16 protein-coding genes, 1 tRNA gene, 1 other RNA gene and 1 other annotated feature are annotated in these 14,704 nt (G+C 37.2%); of the genes, 14 read left to right on the forward strand and 4 right to left on the reverse strand.

The window, feature by feature from the left end:
* The coding region (locus tag ACZ76X_RS28640; protein ID WP_479852432.1) for a YaaC family protein at nucleotides 1-1,000 on the reverse strand (1,000 nt) is incomplete at its 3' end.
* A gap of 115 nt (nucleotides 1,001-1,115) precedes the next feature.
* Here ACZ76X_RS28640 and guaB point away from each other — a divergent pair.
* The 7 genes from guaB to ACZ76X_RS28675 all read left to right on the forward strand — a co-directional run bounded on the left by guaB (nucleotide 1,116) and on the right by ACZ76X_RS28675 (nucleotide 8,069).
* On the forward strand, nucleotides 1,116-2,579 hold the full coding sequence (guaB, locus tag ACZ76X_RS28645; RefSeq protein ID WP_098670695.1) for an IMP dehydrogenase: 1,464 nt from the start codon (nucleotides 1,116-1,118) through the stop codon (nucleotides 2,577-2,579).
* Nucleotides 2,580-2,692: 113 nt separating this feature from the next.
* On the forward strand, nucleotides 2,693-4,000 hold the full coding sequence (gene dacA / locus ACZ76X_RS28650) for a D-alanyl-D-alanine carboxypeptidase DacA (RefSeq protein ID WP_142337670.1): 1,308 nt from the start codon (nucleotides 2,693-2,695) through the stop codon (nucleotides 3,998-4,000).
* Between the two features lie 162 nt (nucleotides 4,001-4,162).
* Nucleotides 4,163-5,050, forward strand: coding sequence for a pyridoxal 5'-phosphate synthase lyase subunit PdxS (gene pdxS / locus ACZ76X_RS28655; RefSeq protein ID WP_000186156.1), 888 nt, complete (start codon nucleotides 4,163-4,165; stop codon nucleotides 5,048-5,050).
* Nucleotides 5,051-5,068: 18 nt separating this feature from the next.
* Nucleotides 5,069-5,659 (forward strand): pyridoxal 5'-phosphate synthase glutaminase subunit PdxT, encoded by a 591-nt coding sequence (gene pdxT / locus ACZ76X_RS28660; RefSeq protein ID WP_078420564.1) that lies wholly within the window; start codon nucleotides 5,069-5,071, stop codon nucleotides 5,657-5,659.
* A 54-nt stretch (nucleotides 5,660-5,713) separates the two neighbouring features.
* Nucleotides 5,714-5,935, forward strand: a binding site (T-box leader).
* 51 nt (nucleotides 5,936-5,986) lie between these two features.
* Entirely contained in the window at nucleotides 5,987-7,261 is a 1,275-nt protein-coding gene (gene serS, locus ACZ76X_RS28665; RefSeq protein ID WP_072191984.1) for a serine--tRNA ligase, read from the forward strand.
* Between the two features lie 156 nt (nucleotides 7,262-7,417).
* A tRNA-Ser gene (locus tag ACZ76X_RS28670) sits at nucleotides 7,418-7,510 on the forward strand.
* A 166-nt stretch (nucleotides 7,511-7,676) separates the two neighbouring features.
* Nucleotides 7,677-8,069: a sigma factor-like helix-turn-helix DNA-binding protein gene (locus ACZ76X_RS28675; RefSeq protein ID WP_479852433.1), complete on the forward strand. Its 393-nt coding sequence runs from the start codon at nucleotides 7,677-7,679 to the stop codon at nucleotides 8,067-8,069.
* Between the two features lie 35 nt (nucleotides 8,070-8,104).
* Here ACZ76X_RS28675 and ACZ76X_RS28680 read toward each other — a convergent pair whose 3' ends face one another.
* The 3 genes from ACZ76X_RS28680 to ACZ76X_RS28690 form a co-directional block, all read right to left on the reverse strand.
* On the reverse strand, nucleotides 8,105-8,773 hold the full coding sequence (locus ACZ76X_RS28680) for a deoxynucleoside kinase (RefSeq protein ID WP_001053585.1): 669 nt from the start codon (nucleotides 8,771-8,773) through the stop codon (nucleotides 8,105-8,107).
* A 2-nt stretch (nucleotides 8,774-8,775) separates the two neighbouring features.
* The gene (locus tag ACZ76X_RS28685; protein ID WP_479852434.1) at nucleotides 8,776-9,411 is read right to left on the reverse strand and encodes a deoxynucleoside kinase; all 636 of its coding nucleotides are present in this window, start codon (nucleotides 9,409-9,411) and stop codon (nucleotides 8,776-8,778) included.
* Nucleotides 9,412-9,540: 129 nt separating this feature from the next.
* Nucleotides 9,541-10,080 (reverse strand): cysteine hydrolase family protein, encoded by a 540-nt coding sequence (locus ACZ76X_RS28690; protein WP_098670691.1) that lies wholly within the window; start codon nucleotides 10,078-10,080, stop codon nucleotides 9,541-9,543.
* Nucleotides 10,081-10,187: 107 nt separating this feature from the next.
* On the opposite strand from ACZ76X_RS28690, the gene tadA reads away from it, so the two are divergent.
* The 7 genes from tadA (at nucleotide 10,188) to ACZ76X_RS28725 (ending at nucleotide 14,586) form a co-directional block, all read left to right on the forward strand.
* A complete protein-coding gene (tadA, locus tag ACZ76X_RS28695) occupies nucleotides 10,188-10,688 on the forward strand; it encodes a tRNA adenosine(34) deaminase TadA (protein WP_479852435.1) in 501 nt (166 codons plus the stop codon).
* Between the two features lie 79 nt (nucleotides 10,689-10,767).
* An RNA gene (gene ffs / locus ACZ76X_RS28700) (signal recognition particle sRNA large type) lies at nucleotides 10,768-11,032 on the forward strand.
* Nucleotides 11,033-11,164: 132 nt separating this feature from the next.
* Nucleotides 11,165-12,853, forward strand: coding sequence for a DNA polymerase III subunit gamma/tau (dnaX, locus tag ACZ76X_RS28705; protein ID WP_479852436.1), 1,689 nt, complete (start codon nucleotides 11,165-11,167; stop codon nucleotides 12,851-12,853).
* 25 nt (nucleotides 12,854-12,878) lie between these two features.
* A complete protein-coding gene (locus ACZ76X_RS28710) occupies nucleotides 12,879-13,205 on the forward strand; it encodes a YbaB/EbfC family nucleoid-associated protein (RefSeq protein WP_001996460.1) in 327 nt (108 codons plus the stop codon).
* Between the two features lie 14 nt (nucleotides 13,206-13,219).
* Nucleotides 13,220-13,816, forward strand: coding sequence for a recombination protein RecR (recR, locus tag ACZ76X_RS28715; RefSeq protein WP_000559169.1), 597 nt, complete (start codon nucleotides 13,220-13,222; stop codon nucleotides 13,814-13,816).
* Nucleotides 13,817-13,830: 14 nt separating this feature from the next.
* A complete protein-coding gene (locus ACZ76X_RS28720; RefSeq protein WP_000466020.1) occupies nucleotides 13,831-14,052 on the forward strand; it encodes a YaaL family protein in 222 nt (73 codons plus the stop codon).
* A 264-nt stretch (nucleotides 14,053-14,316) separates the two neighbouring features.
* On the forward strand, nucleotides 14,317-14,586 hold the full coding sequence (locus ACZ76X_RS28725) for a pro-sigmaK processing inhibitor BofA family protein (protein WP_098670687.1): 270 nt from the start codon (nucleotides 14,317-14,319) through the stop codon (nucleotides 14,584-14,586).
* Nucleotides 14,587-14,704 lie beyond the last annotated feature (118 nt).

Consider the following 14,704-nt stretch of genomic DNA (forward strand, 5'->3'; position numbering starts at 1 on the left):
ATTTCCCATGAAATAGGTTCGGTTCTGCTAGTAAAAAGGAAGAAATGTAGTAAGGGATTTTTTGGGCAGAAATAGTAAGAAATTGATAAATAAATGGGTAATCTTCAGAGCTATAGCTTCCGAGTAAATCATACCACCAATCTGTTTCATATCTAGAAATCATACTTAAATTGTAGAGCAATAAATAATGCACAAGAAGTTCGGGTAATACAGGCTTAGGATTTCTAGGGTCAGTTGTAAGTGGTAAGTAATAAGTATCAGCAAGGTATTCGTAGTATAAGGGTGTGCTATATATAGGATTCCATGATCGGATAGGAGCTGTAAAAAGTAAATTCGATTTGCTCGTTTTCCCAGGGACATGCTGCATGGATAGATGCTTACAAGTTGATTCAATGTAACGCGAAAATCTTTCTGCAGTCATATGGAGCCGATCTAGTATGCTGACCGAAAAGGAAAGTTCATTTGTATTTATTAAATCAATTTTATATAAAGTAGTACCTCGTTGACTATGGCGAAATAAATTTTGTAATTCAGGAATATTCCCCATTAAATCCAACATATTAAACTTCTCTGATTCTAAGTGTTTCATGTGAAACAGCTGTTCTGCAACATGAGTGAATAATCCATTTTTTTGCACCTTCACCTCATCTTCTAAAAATTGATATCCCTGTTTTTTTCGTTTACGTGTCGTAACACCATGAGCTAAAACAGTAGTGGATTCTGGATAGTTAGGGTCAATAGTTAGTAAGCAGGCTTTAAAAAGTTGACTCATTCCATAAAATAACAGCATTGGCTGGATCGAAAAGGGTGCTACCTTATATAGTTCATAATAGTTTTTTCCATGCTCTAAGTAATAAATAAAGGGATAACAGTTTTCGAAACTTTTTTTTTCAGCATCTTGTATGCAGGATTTTTCATAACAACGGGCAAGATAACGTTGTACATTTTGAGATGAAAAGAAGAAACTTAATTGCTGCCAAGTACAATGTGATTGATGCATATATTACGCTCCTTTTATTGTCTAAAAATTCTAACATATATATACGTCCTTGACAGTATTTTAACCAATTGATAAGCTACTAATAATAATTTCTGGTATCATGGGGGGAACAATTATGTGGGAATCTAAATTTGTTAAAGAAGGTTTGACTTTTGATGATGTATTACTTGTACCAGCAAAGTCAGATGTACTACCAAGAGAAGTAAGTGTTAAAACAGTTTTATCTGAAAGCTTACAGTTAAACATCCCGTTAATTAGTGCAGGAATGGATACAGTAACAGAAGCGGATATGGCTATAGCAATGGCTCGTCAAGGCGGTTTAGGAATTATCCATAAAAACATGTCTATTGAACAACAAGCTGAGCAAGTTGATAAAGTAAAACGTTCTGAAAGTGGTGTTATTTCAGATCCATTCTTTTTAACTCCAGAACATCAAGTGTATGATGCAGAGCATCTTATGGGAAAATACCGTATCTCAGGTGTACCGGTTGTAAATAATTTAGACGAACGAAAATTAGTCGGTATTATTACAAACCGTGATATGCGTTTTATCCAAGACTACTCAATCAAAATTTCCGACGTAATGACAAAAGAACAGCTAATTACAGCTCCAGTTGGTACAACGCTAGAAGAAGCTGAAAAGATCCTACAAAAGTATAAAATTGAAAAACTCCCTCTTGTTGATAACAACGGTGTATTACAAGGGCTTATTACAATCAAAGATATTGAAAAAGTAATTGAATTCCCAAATTCCGCGAAAGATAAGCAAGGACGCTTATTAGTTGGAGCGGCAGTTGGTGTAACGGCTGATGCAATGCTTCGTATTGACGCATTAGTAAAAGCTAGCGTAGATGCAATTGTACTTGATACAGCTCACGGACATTCTCAAGGTGTTATTGATAAAGTAAAAGAAGTTCGTGCAAAGTATCCGTCACTAAATATTATCGCTGGAAATGTTGCTACTGCTGAAGCAACAAAGGCATTAATTGAAGCTGGTGCAAACGTAGTGAAGGTTGGTATTGGACCAGGTTCTATTTGTACAACACGTGTTGTAGCCGGCGTTGGTGTACCACAATTAACAGCAGTTTATGATTGTGCAACAGAGGCTCGTAAACACGGTATCCCAGTTATTGCTGACGGTGGTGTTAAGTACTCTGGTGACATGGTTAAAGCTTTAGCAGCAGGAGCACACGTTGTTATGCTAGGTAGTATGTTTGCTGGTGTTGCTGAAAGTCCTGGTGAAACTGAAATTTACCAAGGTCGTCAATTTAAAGTATATCGTGGTATGGGTTCTGTCGGAGCAATGGAAAAAGGAAGTAAAGATCGTTACTTCCAAGAAGGAAATAAAAAACTTGTTCCAGAAGGTATTGAAGGCCGAGTACCATATAAAGGACCTTTAGCAGATACAGTTCACCAATTAGTTGGTGGATTACGTGCAGGTATGGGATATTGCGGAGCACAAGATTTAGAATTTTTACGTGAGAATGCACAGTTCATTCGCATGTCAGGTGCTGGTTTACGCGAAAGCCATCCTCATCACGTACAAATTACAAAAGAAGCTCCAAACTACTCATTATAATGTCTCATATACAAATAGACGGAGATTTGATATCTCTGTCTATTTTTTTTTGATTATGTTAGAATAACGGTTATGTGAGTACATAGATATTGGGGGTAGCAAAAGTGAAAGGTATGTTTTGCAAAAGATTCGTTGCGCTAGTAACAATGCTTACATTAGCTTGTAGTATGTTGTTACCATATAGCAACGCATCAGCAGAAACAGGATCTGCTTTAAATATTGAAGCAGGTGCAGCAATTTTAGTTGAAGCGAATTCTGGGAAAATTTTATATCAAAAGAATGCAGACGAATTATTATCAATTGCTAGTATGACAAAAATGATGAGTGAATATTTAGTTCATGAAGCAGTGGATAAAGGAAAACTTAAGTGGGATCAAAAAATTAAGGTTTCTGAATATGCGTATAAGGTTTCACAAGATGCATCATTATCAAATGTTGCATTAGAAAATGGCGGCTCTTATACAGTGAAAGAGCTATACGAGGCAATGGCAATCTTTTCTGCGAATGGTGCAACAATTGCATTAGCAGAAGCAATTGCAGGTAAAGAAGTAGACTTCGTAAAAATGATGAATGATAAATCGAAAGAACTAGGGTTGAAAAATTATAAATTTGTCAATTCTACAGGTTTAACGAATAAAGATTTAAAGGGAATGCATCCTGAAGGAACAACAGCGGATGAAGAAAATAAAATGTCTGCAAAGGATGTTGCGACTTTAGCACAACATTTAATTAAAGATTATCCAAAAGTGTTAGATACAGCAAAAATCCCGAAAAAAGAATTTCGTCCGGAAAAAGAGAAGTTTGCAATGTCGAACTGGAACTGGATGTTAAAGGGCTTAGTTAAAGAATATGATGGCGTAGATGGCCTGAAAACAGGCTCAACTCCAGAAGCAGGAGATTGCTTCACCGGTACGGTTGAAAGAAACGGTATGCGCTTTATTTCTGTAGTTATTAAAACAAGTTCTCATACAGCACGTTTTGATGAAACAAAGAAGCTATATGATTATGGATTTGCTAACTTTGAAATGAAGCAAATGTATAAAAAAGGTTCTTCAGTAAAAGGACAGGAAACGGTTCGAGTAGAAAATGCTAAAGATAAAGATGTAGCAGTTCAAACAAAACGAGCTGTTTCGCTTCCAGTGCCAAAAGGAAGTAAAGATGTTTATAAGACAGAATTAAAAGAAGCAAGTAAAGGCCAAGAAGCACCTATTAAAAAAGGAGCTGCACTTGGCCAAATGGTAATTACACCAAAAGATGCGAATGATCCTGGATTTTTATCTGGTAAGTCATTACAAATAGACCTTGTAACAACATCTGCAGTAGAAGAAGCAAATTGGTTTACTCGTTCTATGCGTGGAATTGGTTCTTTCTTTAGTGGTATATGGAATAGTGCCGTTGATACAGTAAAAGGTTGGTTTTAAAAGCTCCTCATTGTAGGGGCTTTTTCTTATTCCTATTTTTCATACCGACTTTATGAAAAAGTAGTAGACAAGCATCTGATAGTTAGTGGTAGAATGTAAGAGTATTCTTAATTTTCGCCTTTAACGGGGAAAAGCAATTCACCTAGGGGGGGTTTTTGTAACATGACAAATGTAACAGGGACAGAACGTGTAAAACGTGGAATGGCAGAAATGCAAAAAGGCGGCGTTATTATGGACGTAATTAACGCTGAACAAGCAAAAATTGCAGAAGAGGCAGGCGCAGTTGCTGTTATGGCATTAGAGCGCGTACCAGCAGATATTCGTGCAGCAGGTGGCGTTTCTCGTATGGCAGACCCAACAATCGTTGAAGAAGTTATGGGTGCTGTGTCAATTCCGGTTATGGCAAAATGCCGTATTGGTCACCTTGTAGAAGCACGTGTATTAGAATCATTAGGGGTAGACTATATCGATGAGAGTGAAGTATTAACTCCTGCCGATGAAGTATACCATTTAAATAAACGTGATTACACAGTTCCGTTTGTATGTGGTTGCCGTGATATCGGAGAAGCTGCACGTCGTATTGCAGAAGGTGCATCTATGCTTCGTACAAAAGGTGAACCAGGAACAGGAAACATTGTAGAGGCAGTGCGTCATATGCGCCAAGTCAATGCAGAAATCCGTCAAGTTGCAAGTCTACGTGAAGATGAGTTAATGACATATGCAAAAAATACTGGTGCTCCTTATGAAGTACTACTTGAGATTAAACGCCTTGGTCGCTTACCGGTTGTAAACTTTGCAGCAGGTGGTGTAGCAACACCAGCAGATGCAGCGTTAATGATGCAACTTGGTGCGGATGGTGTATTTGTTGGATCTGGTATCTTCAAATCAGAGAATCCGGCGAAATTTGCACGTGCAATCGTTGAAGCAACAACTCATTATGAAGATTATGAATTAATTGCAAGCCTTTCTAAAGGATTAGGTAATGCGATGAAAGGTATCGAAATTTCAACGTTATTACCAGAACAACGCATGCAAGAGCGTGGATGGTAATTGAAGGAGAACTTTAAAATGGTGAAAATCGGTGTACTAGGTCTTCAAGGTGCAGTTCGTGAACATGTAAAATCAGTTGAAGCAAGTGGTGCTGAGGCTGTTGTTGTAAAGCGTATAGAACAACTTGAAGAAATTGATGGTCTTATTTTACCAGGCGGTGAAAGCACAACAATGCGCCGTCTTATTGATAAGTATGCTTTCATGGAACCACTTCGTACATTTGCGAAGTCTGGTAAACCAATGTTTGGTACATGTGCAGGAATGATTCTTCTTGCAAAAACACTTATTGGCTATGAAGAAGCACATATTGGTGCTATGGATATTACAGTTGAGCGTAATGCGTTCGGACGTCAAAAAGATAGCTTCGAAGCTGCACTTTCTATTGAAGGTGTGGGAGAGGATTTTGTTGGCGTATTTATTCGTGCCCCTTATGTTGTAAATGTAGCGGATGATGTTGAGGTACTTTCTACACATGGCGATCGAATGGTAGCGGTAAGGCAAGGGCCGTTTTTAGCTGCTTCTTTCCATCCGGAATTAACGGACGATCATCGTGTAACAGCATACTTTGTAGAAATGGTAAAAGAAGCGAAAATGAAAAAAGTTGTATAAGTAACTTGCAACTTGTATAAGATTATAGTAAATTGATGGTAACAATTTTATAAAATAAGCGTGTTGATAGGAAGTAGTAACAAATGTCGTTTCTTATAGAGAGTCGATGGTTGGTGGAAATCGATAGGAACAGTTTGTGAATCCATCCTGGAATGGAATGTGGAATATCTGTATGATTAGTAAACATTCCCGGTGAAGAGCCGTTATTTCTACTTGAGAGGAAGGCGGTAATGCTTTCAACTAGGGTGGCAACGCGGGTTAACTCCCGTCCCTTTATATAGGGACGGGAGTTTTTTGTGTTTTATAAAATAAAAGGAGGAGTATATAATGCTTGATATTAAATTTCTACGTACAAATTTTGAAGAAGTAAAAGCAAAGTTACAGCATAGAGGCGAAGATTTAACTGATTTCGGTCGCTTTGAGGAGTTGGATACGAGAAGAAGAGAACTACTTGTTCAAACAGAGGAACTGAAAAGTAAACGTAACGAAGTATCTCAACAAATCTCTGTATTGAAGCGCGAAAAGAAAGATGCAGAAGCCTTAATTCTAGAAATGCGTGAAGTTGGAGAAAAAGTAAAAGATCTTGATAATGAACTTCGCACAGTTGAAGAGGATCTAGAAAGATTAATGTTATCTATTCCAAATATCCCTCATGAATCTGCTCCAGTTGGTGAAACAGAGGATGATAATGTAGTAGCACGTACTTGGGGAGAAGTGAAAGAGTTTGCTTTTGAACCAAAACCACATTGGGATCTTGCTACAGATTTAGGGATTCTAGACTTTGAGCGTGCTGGGAAAGTAACAGGAAGCCGCTTCGTATTCTACAAAGGTGCTGGAGCCAGATTAGAGCGTGCTTTAATTAGCTTTATGCTTGACCTTCATACTGATGAGCACGGATATGAAGAAGTATTACCTCCGTATATGGTAAACCGTGCAAGCATGACAGGAACAGGACAACTTCCGAAGTTTGAAGAAGATGCATTCCGTATTGAAAGTGAAGATTACTTCTTAATTCCAACAGCTGAAGTACCTGTAACGAATATGCACCGTGATGAAATTTTAAGTAAAGAGCAATTGCCTATAAGATATGCTGCATTTAGCTCTTGCTTCCGTTCTGAAGCAGGTTCAGCTGGACGCGATACACGTGGCTTAATTCGTCAACATCAGTTCAATAAAGTAGAGCTTGTAAAGTTCGTAAAACCAGAAGATTCTTATGAAGAGTTAGAAAAACTAACAAATGATGCAGAACGCGTGTTACAATTATTAGAGTTGCCATATCGCGTTATGAGCATGTGCACAGGCGATTTAGGATTTACAGCAGCGAAGAAATACGATATTGAAGTATGGATTCCAAGCTATGGCACATATCGTGAAATTTCTTCTTGTAGTAATTTTGAGGCTTTCCAAGCGAGACGTGCAAATATCCGTTTCCGTCGTGAGCCAAATGGCAAACCAGAACATGTTCATACATTAAATGGATCTGGTCTTGCAATTGGACGTACGGTTGCAGCTATTTTAGAGAACTACCAACAAGAAGATGGTACAATTATAATTCCAGAAGTTCTTCGCCCTTATATGGGAGGAAAAACAGTTATTAAGTAAATTTATAAACATTCATCGGTATGAGTGATTGGTAATTATGAGCGTTGTCAGTATTATAATGTAGGAAAGGGAAAGTAAAATTTTCCTTTCCTCATAATTTATTTTAGTAGGGTTGACTAACTGTTTTTCTTTTGATATTATATTTGATGTCAATATGGAGGTATACCCAAGTCTGGCTGAAGGGATCGGTCTTGAAAACCGACAGGCGGCGAGAGTCGCGCGGGGGTTCGAATCCCTCTACCTCCTCCAGATATAATTGACAACAGCGCATATAAGTGGAGATTGGAGAACTCGTTACCAACACGTAACGAGTTTTTATTTTAAAACCAATCATAAAGTATGGTGTAAGGATATATTGTCCTTATTACACACTCATATTCCGATGATTATCTTCATAGATATGAAAGGAGTCAACATGGATCTTATTATACAAACATTTCCTTTAGATGGAAAAACTTTATATTATGTACAATGTCCTGTCTGTAAGAACAATAGAATTTTAAACAGTGGTGCAAATGTATCACGCATTATTAGCGATGATACATTCCGTAAACTTTGTGGCTGCACTTGTGATGTAAAGCAAACCGCAGCAAAAGTAGAGGCACCAAAAAAGGCTAAAAAAGAAGCTGTAAAGAAAGAAGCAGCTCCAAAACGTACAGGTAAAGTATTAACAGCGGTAATTAACGGGAAAGAAATGACTGTTAAAGAGATTGCTGAAGCGTACGATATTAGTACGAGTACTGTTCGTCAGCGTATTAACGCTGGAAAAGCTGAGAGTGAAATTATTGCTCCAACAAAAAAGAAGTAATTTAATAGAAAAACCCGTGCGTACGCACGGGTTTTTTATTTTACAAGTTTACGTGTTTGTTTTAAAAAATGGCCGATTTTTTTAATAATTGGTTCAATGGAATCGCCATCTTTTAAAATATCGTATTCATTAATGTTTAATCGTAAAACAGGACATGAATTAAAGTTATTAATCCAGTTTTCGTAACGCCCATGCATCTCTTTCCAATACTCGATTGGTGTTTGCTGTTCCATCGGACGTCCACGTTCTTGGATACGATCAACGATATCATCGAAAGAACCTTCTAAGTAAATTAGTAAATCTGGATGAGGGAAGTAAGGAGTCATGACCATAGCGTCAAATAAACCTTTGTATGTTTCATAATCAGTTTCCGTCATTGTTCCTTTTTCATGATGCATTTTTGCGAAAATGCCAGTGTCTTCATAGATAGAGCGATCTTGAACAAAGCCGCCACCGTATTCAAAAATTCTTTTTTGTTCTTTAAATCGTTCTGCTAAAAAGTATACTTGCAAGTGGAAGCTCCAGCGCGTGAAATCAGCATAGAACTTGTCCAAATACGGGTTGGAATCTACCTTTTCAAATGATGTTCGATAACCTAAAGCGTTAGCTAATGCAGTTGTCATAGTAGATTTACCAACACCTACTGTTCCAGCGATAGTGATTACTGCGTCATTTGGTATATCATATTTTTGCCTTAAATTCATTATTATTTCGACTCCTTTAAGAGAGTATTTTGAAGGGCAGATAGGATGACGTTTAAATCGTCAGGATTTTTTACAAAATCCATATCGTCTCCGTTAAATTTTAATACTGGGATATCTGGATGATCCTTTTTAAAAGAATCCATTGCTGTTTCGTAATCTTTTGTGAGCTGTAGTAAGTAATTTGGATCCATATTTTTTTCAAATTCTCTTCCGCGCATTGCGATTCGCTTTTGTAATGTTTCTAGGCTAGCTGTTAAATAAACGATAACATTTGGCACAGGCATATCTTGTGTAAGGATACGGTAGATTTGCATGTACTTGTCATATTGAGAATCTTTTAATGTACGGGATGCAAAAATTACATTTTTAAATATATGATAATCCGCTACTACTGGCTTCCTTTGATTCAAATACTTTATGTTAATATCTTCTAATTGTTTGTATCTATTACAAAGAAAGAACATCTCTGTTTGAAAACTCCATTCGTCGATGTCTTCATAGAACTTTCCTAAAAAGGGGTTTTCATCAACAATCTCTTTTAGTAAGTGGAGTTGCATGTGAGTTGAAATTTCCTTCGCAAGTGAAGTCTTTCCAACACCAATTGGTCCTTCAACCGTGATAAATGGTACTCCGGTCACGCTGTTTCCTCCTTTCAATCAGTAATTTACCGTGGCTACTAAAAACACAAAACAGAATTATTGTAGCACAAGAGGGAAGCGAGCGGGTTAATTTGCTATAAAAAGTTAGAAAATAGATATATGTATTAATTAATTAAATTTTATTTGAGATGACGGGACTATATTTGCTTTTAATGTGGCTTCCATTATTTTCAAAGCATGCACGTTATCCTGATCATGATTAGAGGCAATACAGTCCTGTGGTACATACAGTGTATAATTTCTCATATGAGCATCGTTAGCTGTAAAGAGTATACATATATTACCAGCAACGCCTGTTAATATTAGGTTTTCTATTTTTAGATAGCCTAATAAAGAATTTAAAGGTGTTTCATAAAAAGCAGAGTAATGTGGTTTAATGAAAATATAATCATCAGAATTTGGAGCAATCTTATGAATGATATTTTCGCTATACTCATTTGTACAATGAGTAATTAGTTGGTCGATATCAGATCTCCAAAGTTGATAATGGTCATTAATATAAATTATGGGGTAGCCAAAGGATTTCATTGTTTTCTTTAATTGTAAAATAGGATTTGTTATAATTTCGCATTTTTTGGCTAGGATGGGCCCGTGTGAAAATTGAAAATCGTTAATCATATCGATAATGAGTAAGGCAGTGTTTTTCATATGTAATCCCCTCTCTTTTTTCTTAGGGTGGATTGAATTTATAAAAGTTATCCCATGTGTAGTAAATGGAAATAAGTGTACTTTATTTGTAATGAAAGGACTATGTTATGGAACACGATCAAGATATTTATTTTATGCAGTTAGCAATCGAAGAGGCTAAAAAAGCAGAGGCAATACAAGAAGTACCGATTGGTGCAATTATAGTATTAAATGGGGAAGTCATTAGTGTTGCTCATAATTTAAGGGAAACTGAGCAAAGATCAATAGCTCATGCTGAGTTGTTAGCCATTGATGAAGCGTGCAAAAAATTAGGGACATGGCGTTTAGAAGATGCGACGTTATATGTAACATTAGAGCCTTGTCCGATGTGTGCCGGTGGAATTGTTTTATCGAGAGTGAAGCGAGTTGTATATGGTGCAAGCGATCCGAAAGGTGGATGTGCAGGAACATTGATGAATCTTTTAACGGATGAACGCTTTAATCATCAATGTGAAGTAGTAGCTGGCGTATTAGAAGAAGAGTGTGGTACGCTGTTAACAAACTTTTTTAGAGAACTTCGTAAAAAAAGAAAAGCGATTAAGAAATTGGAGAAAAGCAACGAGAATTAACGTATTTGCATTTTATAAAAAAACAAGTTATACTGATAGTGCCTTTAATGAAGGCAACCGAATATTGGTTTTAACTTTGCCGTGCTAAGCGGGGAGGTAGCGGTGCCCTATACTCGCAATCCGCTCTAGCGAGGCCGAATCCCTTCTCGAGGTTATGTTGCTGTAAGGTCTGCCTTAAGTAAGTGGTGTTGACGTTTGGGTCCTGCGCAACGGGACCCCGTGAACCTTGTCAGGTCCGGAAGGAAGCAGCAATAAGCGGGTCTTCTCGTGTGCCGCAGGAGTGCCTGAACCGAGCTAACTGCTTGAGTAACGCTTATGGTACGTAATCGACGGAAGGTGCACGGCAGTTATATATGTATACAAAACTCACCTTAATACTAAGGTGGGTTTTTTGTATAGAAAATAACTTTTGGAATCTATAAACAGAATGGGTTATAATAAATGAGATAATAACCTTTGAGGGAGGCCGTATTTTCGTGTCATACCAAGCGTTATACCGAACATGGAGACCGCAAAAGTTTGAAGATGTAGTCGGTCAAAAGCACGTGACAAAAACGTTGCAAAATGCCCTTCTTCAAGAGAAAGTTTCACATGCTTATTTATTTTCTGGGCCGAGAGGAACAGGAAAAACGACAATTGCAAAAGTGTTTGCAAAAGCAATCAACTGTGAACATGCTCCCGTAGCTGAACCTTGTAATGAATGTCCTTCTTGTTTGGGGATTACACAAGGGTCTATTTCGGATGTATTAGAAATTGATGCGGCTTCAAATAACGGTGTAGATGAAATTCGAGATATTAGAGATAAAGTAAAATATGCTCCAAGTGCTGTAGATTATAAAGTATACATTATTGATGAAGTTCACATGCTTTCTATGGGTGCCTTCAATGCGCTTTTAAAAACATTAGAAGAGCCGCCAGGACATGTCATCTTTATTTTAGCGACAACAGAACCACATAAGATACCGCCTACAATCATTTCACGTTGTCAACGTTTCGAATTTCGAAAAATATCAGTAAATGATATTGTTGAGAGATTATCGACGGTTGTGACCAATGAAGGTACGCAAGTAGAAGATGAGGCGTTGCAAATTGTTGCACGTGCCGCTGAAGGTGGTATGCGTGATGCGCTTAGCCTTATTGATCAAGCAATATCTTATAGTGATGAGACAGTTACGACAGAAGATGTATTAGCTGTAACAGGTTCGGTTTCTCAGCAATACTTAGGCAACTTAGTAGAATGTATACGTGAAAATGATGTATCGAGAGCATTACGTATCATAGATGAGATGATGGGTAAAGGGAAAGATCCAGTTCGATTTATGGAAGATTTCATTTACTATTATCGTGATATGCTTTTATATCAAACTTCACCACAATTGGAACATATGTTGGAACGAGTAATGGTAGATGAGCAATTCCGGACGTTAAGTGAAGAAATGCAACCGGAAGTGATCTATGAGATCATTCATACTCTTAGTAAAGCACAACAGGAAATGAAGTGGACAAATCATCCTCGAATTTTCTTAGAAGTTGTTATGGTACAACTGTGTCAACAGTTTATGATGCAAGCAAACGGTGCGGATCGTTTACAAGCAATTATGAACAGGATGCAGCAATTGGAGAAAGAGTTAGAACAAGTTAAGAAGAATGGTGTGCCGGCCGGTGTGCAGCAGGAAGTCAGAGAGACGCGTGCAGCACCAAAGCCAGTGCGGACAGGAAGTATGAAGATTCCTGTCGGACGCGTAAATGAAGTATTAAAGCAAGCAAAGCGTCAAGATTTAGAGCAATTAAAAGCTGTATGGGGTGAGTTGTTAGGAAGACTCAAAGCATACAACAAAGTAGCGTTTGCTGTTTTATTAGAAAATAGCGAACCGGTAGCAGCTTCGGATGATACTTACGTTTTAGCTTTTCAATATGAAATTCACTGTAAAATGGCAAGCGAAAATCGAGAAGCTATGGATACAGTAGAGCAAGCTTTATTTGAATTGCTAAGTAAAAGATTGAATATGATTGCCATTCCAAAAAGTGAATGGGGTAAAATCCGTGAAGATTTTTTACAGCGTGAAGGCGGAGCTTCTGAAGAAAGCCCAGAGAAAAAAGAGGATCCTCTTATAGAAGAGGCCGTAAAATTAGTAGGGCAAGAACTTATTGAAATAAAAGAGTAATAAAAATTAGGAGGAATTAATTATGATGCGTGGCGGAATGGGAAATATGAATAATATGATGAAACAAATGCAAAAGATGCAAAAGGAAATGGCAAAAGCGCAAGAAGAACTTGGTGAAAAAACAGTTGAAGGTACAGCTGGCGGCGGTATGATCACAGTTATTGCAAATGGTCATAAGCAAATTCTTGAAGTGAAAGTGAAAGAAGAAGTTGTAGATCCAGAAGATATCGAAATGTTACAAGACTTAGTGTTAGCTGCAACGAACGATGCGCTGAAAAAAGCTGATGAACTTTCAAACTCTACAATGGGTAAATTTACAAAAGGCTTAAACTTACCGGGTGGAATGTTCTAGGAGGATATTGACATATGCATTATCCAGAACCAATATCAAAACTAATTGATAGTTTTATGAAATTGCCAGGAATCGGACCGAAAACAGCGGTTCGATTGGCATTTTTTGTGTTAGATATGAAAGAAGACGATGTGTTAGGTTTTGCAAAAGCACTTGTAAATGCGAAGCGAGACTTAGCGTATTGTTCTGTGTGCGGACATATTACTGACCGTGATCCTTGTTATATTTGTAACGATTCGCATCGAGATCAATCAGTTGTTTGTGTAGTACAAGAACCGAAAGATGTAATCGCGATGGAAAAAATGAAAGAGTACCAAGGTGTATATCACGTGTTACGTGGTGCTATTTCTCCAATGGAGGGAATTGGACCAGAAGATATTAATATCCCACAACTTTTAAAGCGACTGCACGATGAAACGGTACAAGAAGTAATATTAGCAACGAACCCTAATATTGAAGGGGAAGCTACAGCAATGTATATATCCCGCCTCTTAAAGCCGACAGGTATTAAAGTAACTCGTATTGCACATGGTCTGCCAGTTGGTGGAGATTTAGAATATGCAGATGAGGTAACACTGTCGAAAGCGTTAGAAGGTCGTAGAGAAGTATAAGAGGAGAAACAAAAATGTTCTTTCAAAAAAAGGGTAAATTGCGTAAAGAGTATGATGATAAGCTAATTGTACTATTAGAAAAAGTAAAGAATGAGTGGTTACGTCAGAAGAGAATGGTTGAACAAAGTGTTGAGCCCTCTCAAGATGTACTTTGTTCTTTGAAAATAGCAGAGGCGAAATATTTCTTCTTGTTAAAAGAAGCAAAACGTCGTCCTGTAAAAATGGAACAATGGTAAAAGGTTTTGCTGAAAAAGCAGAACCTTTTTATTTTATCTCGCTTTAATGGGCAGTAAGACCTCCACTGATTAAAGTTTTACTTTATTTGTTAAACATTTAGTAGTTACTTCATTTGGAAAGAACAATTAATGATTTTTATGAAGAAAGTGGCATTGAATATAGGTGAGTGAGATAAAACGACTGGAGTTATATGATACATGTTCTTTTTTATTGTCTTGTCCCATACAAATAATTGTGTATAGGTCATTCATAAGGAGGAAAAAATGAATTCTACAATTATAATTGTTGGTATTCTTACGTTAGTTTTTATTTTCCTTGTTTTTGGTGTTTCTTCTAAGCCATTACGTTTTATAGGAAAAGCACTTTTTCATGTTACTTTGGGAGTAGCGTTACTCTTTATCGTAAATGTTGTAGGAACATATTTTGATTTTCATATTCCAATTAACTTAGGGACTGCAACAATCACAAGCTTATTAGGTCTACCTGGTGTTATTGCATTAGTGGTTATTAAGCTGTATATCATGCCAAGATAAATTTATTTTGGCATTTTTTTAAAAGGTGTTGACTAATAAATGATTAATATGGTAAATTAATAAGCGTCGTCAGGAACGAAAGAAAAAAGTTGTTGACATATTTAACGAGAAATGTTAA

The organism is Bacillus sp. BC05(2025) (genome assembly GCF_056725905.1).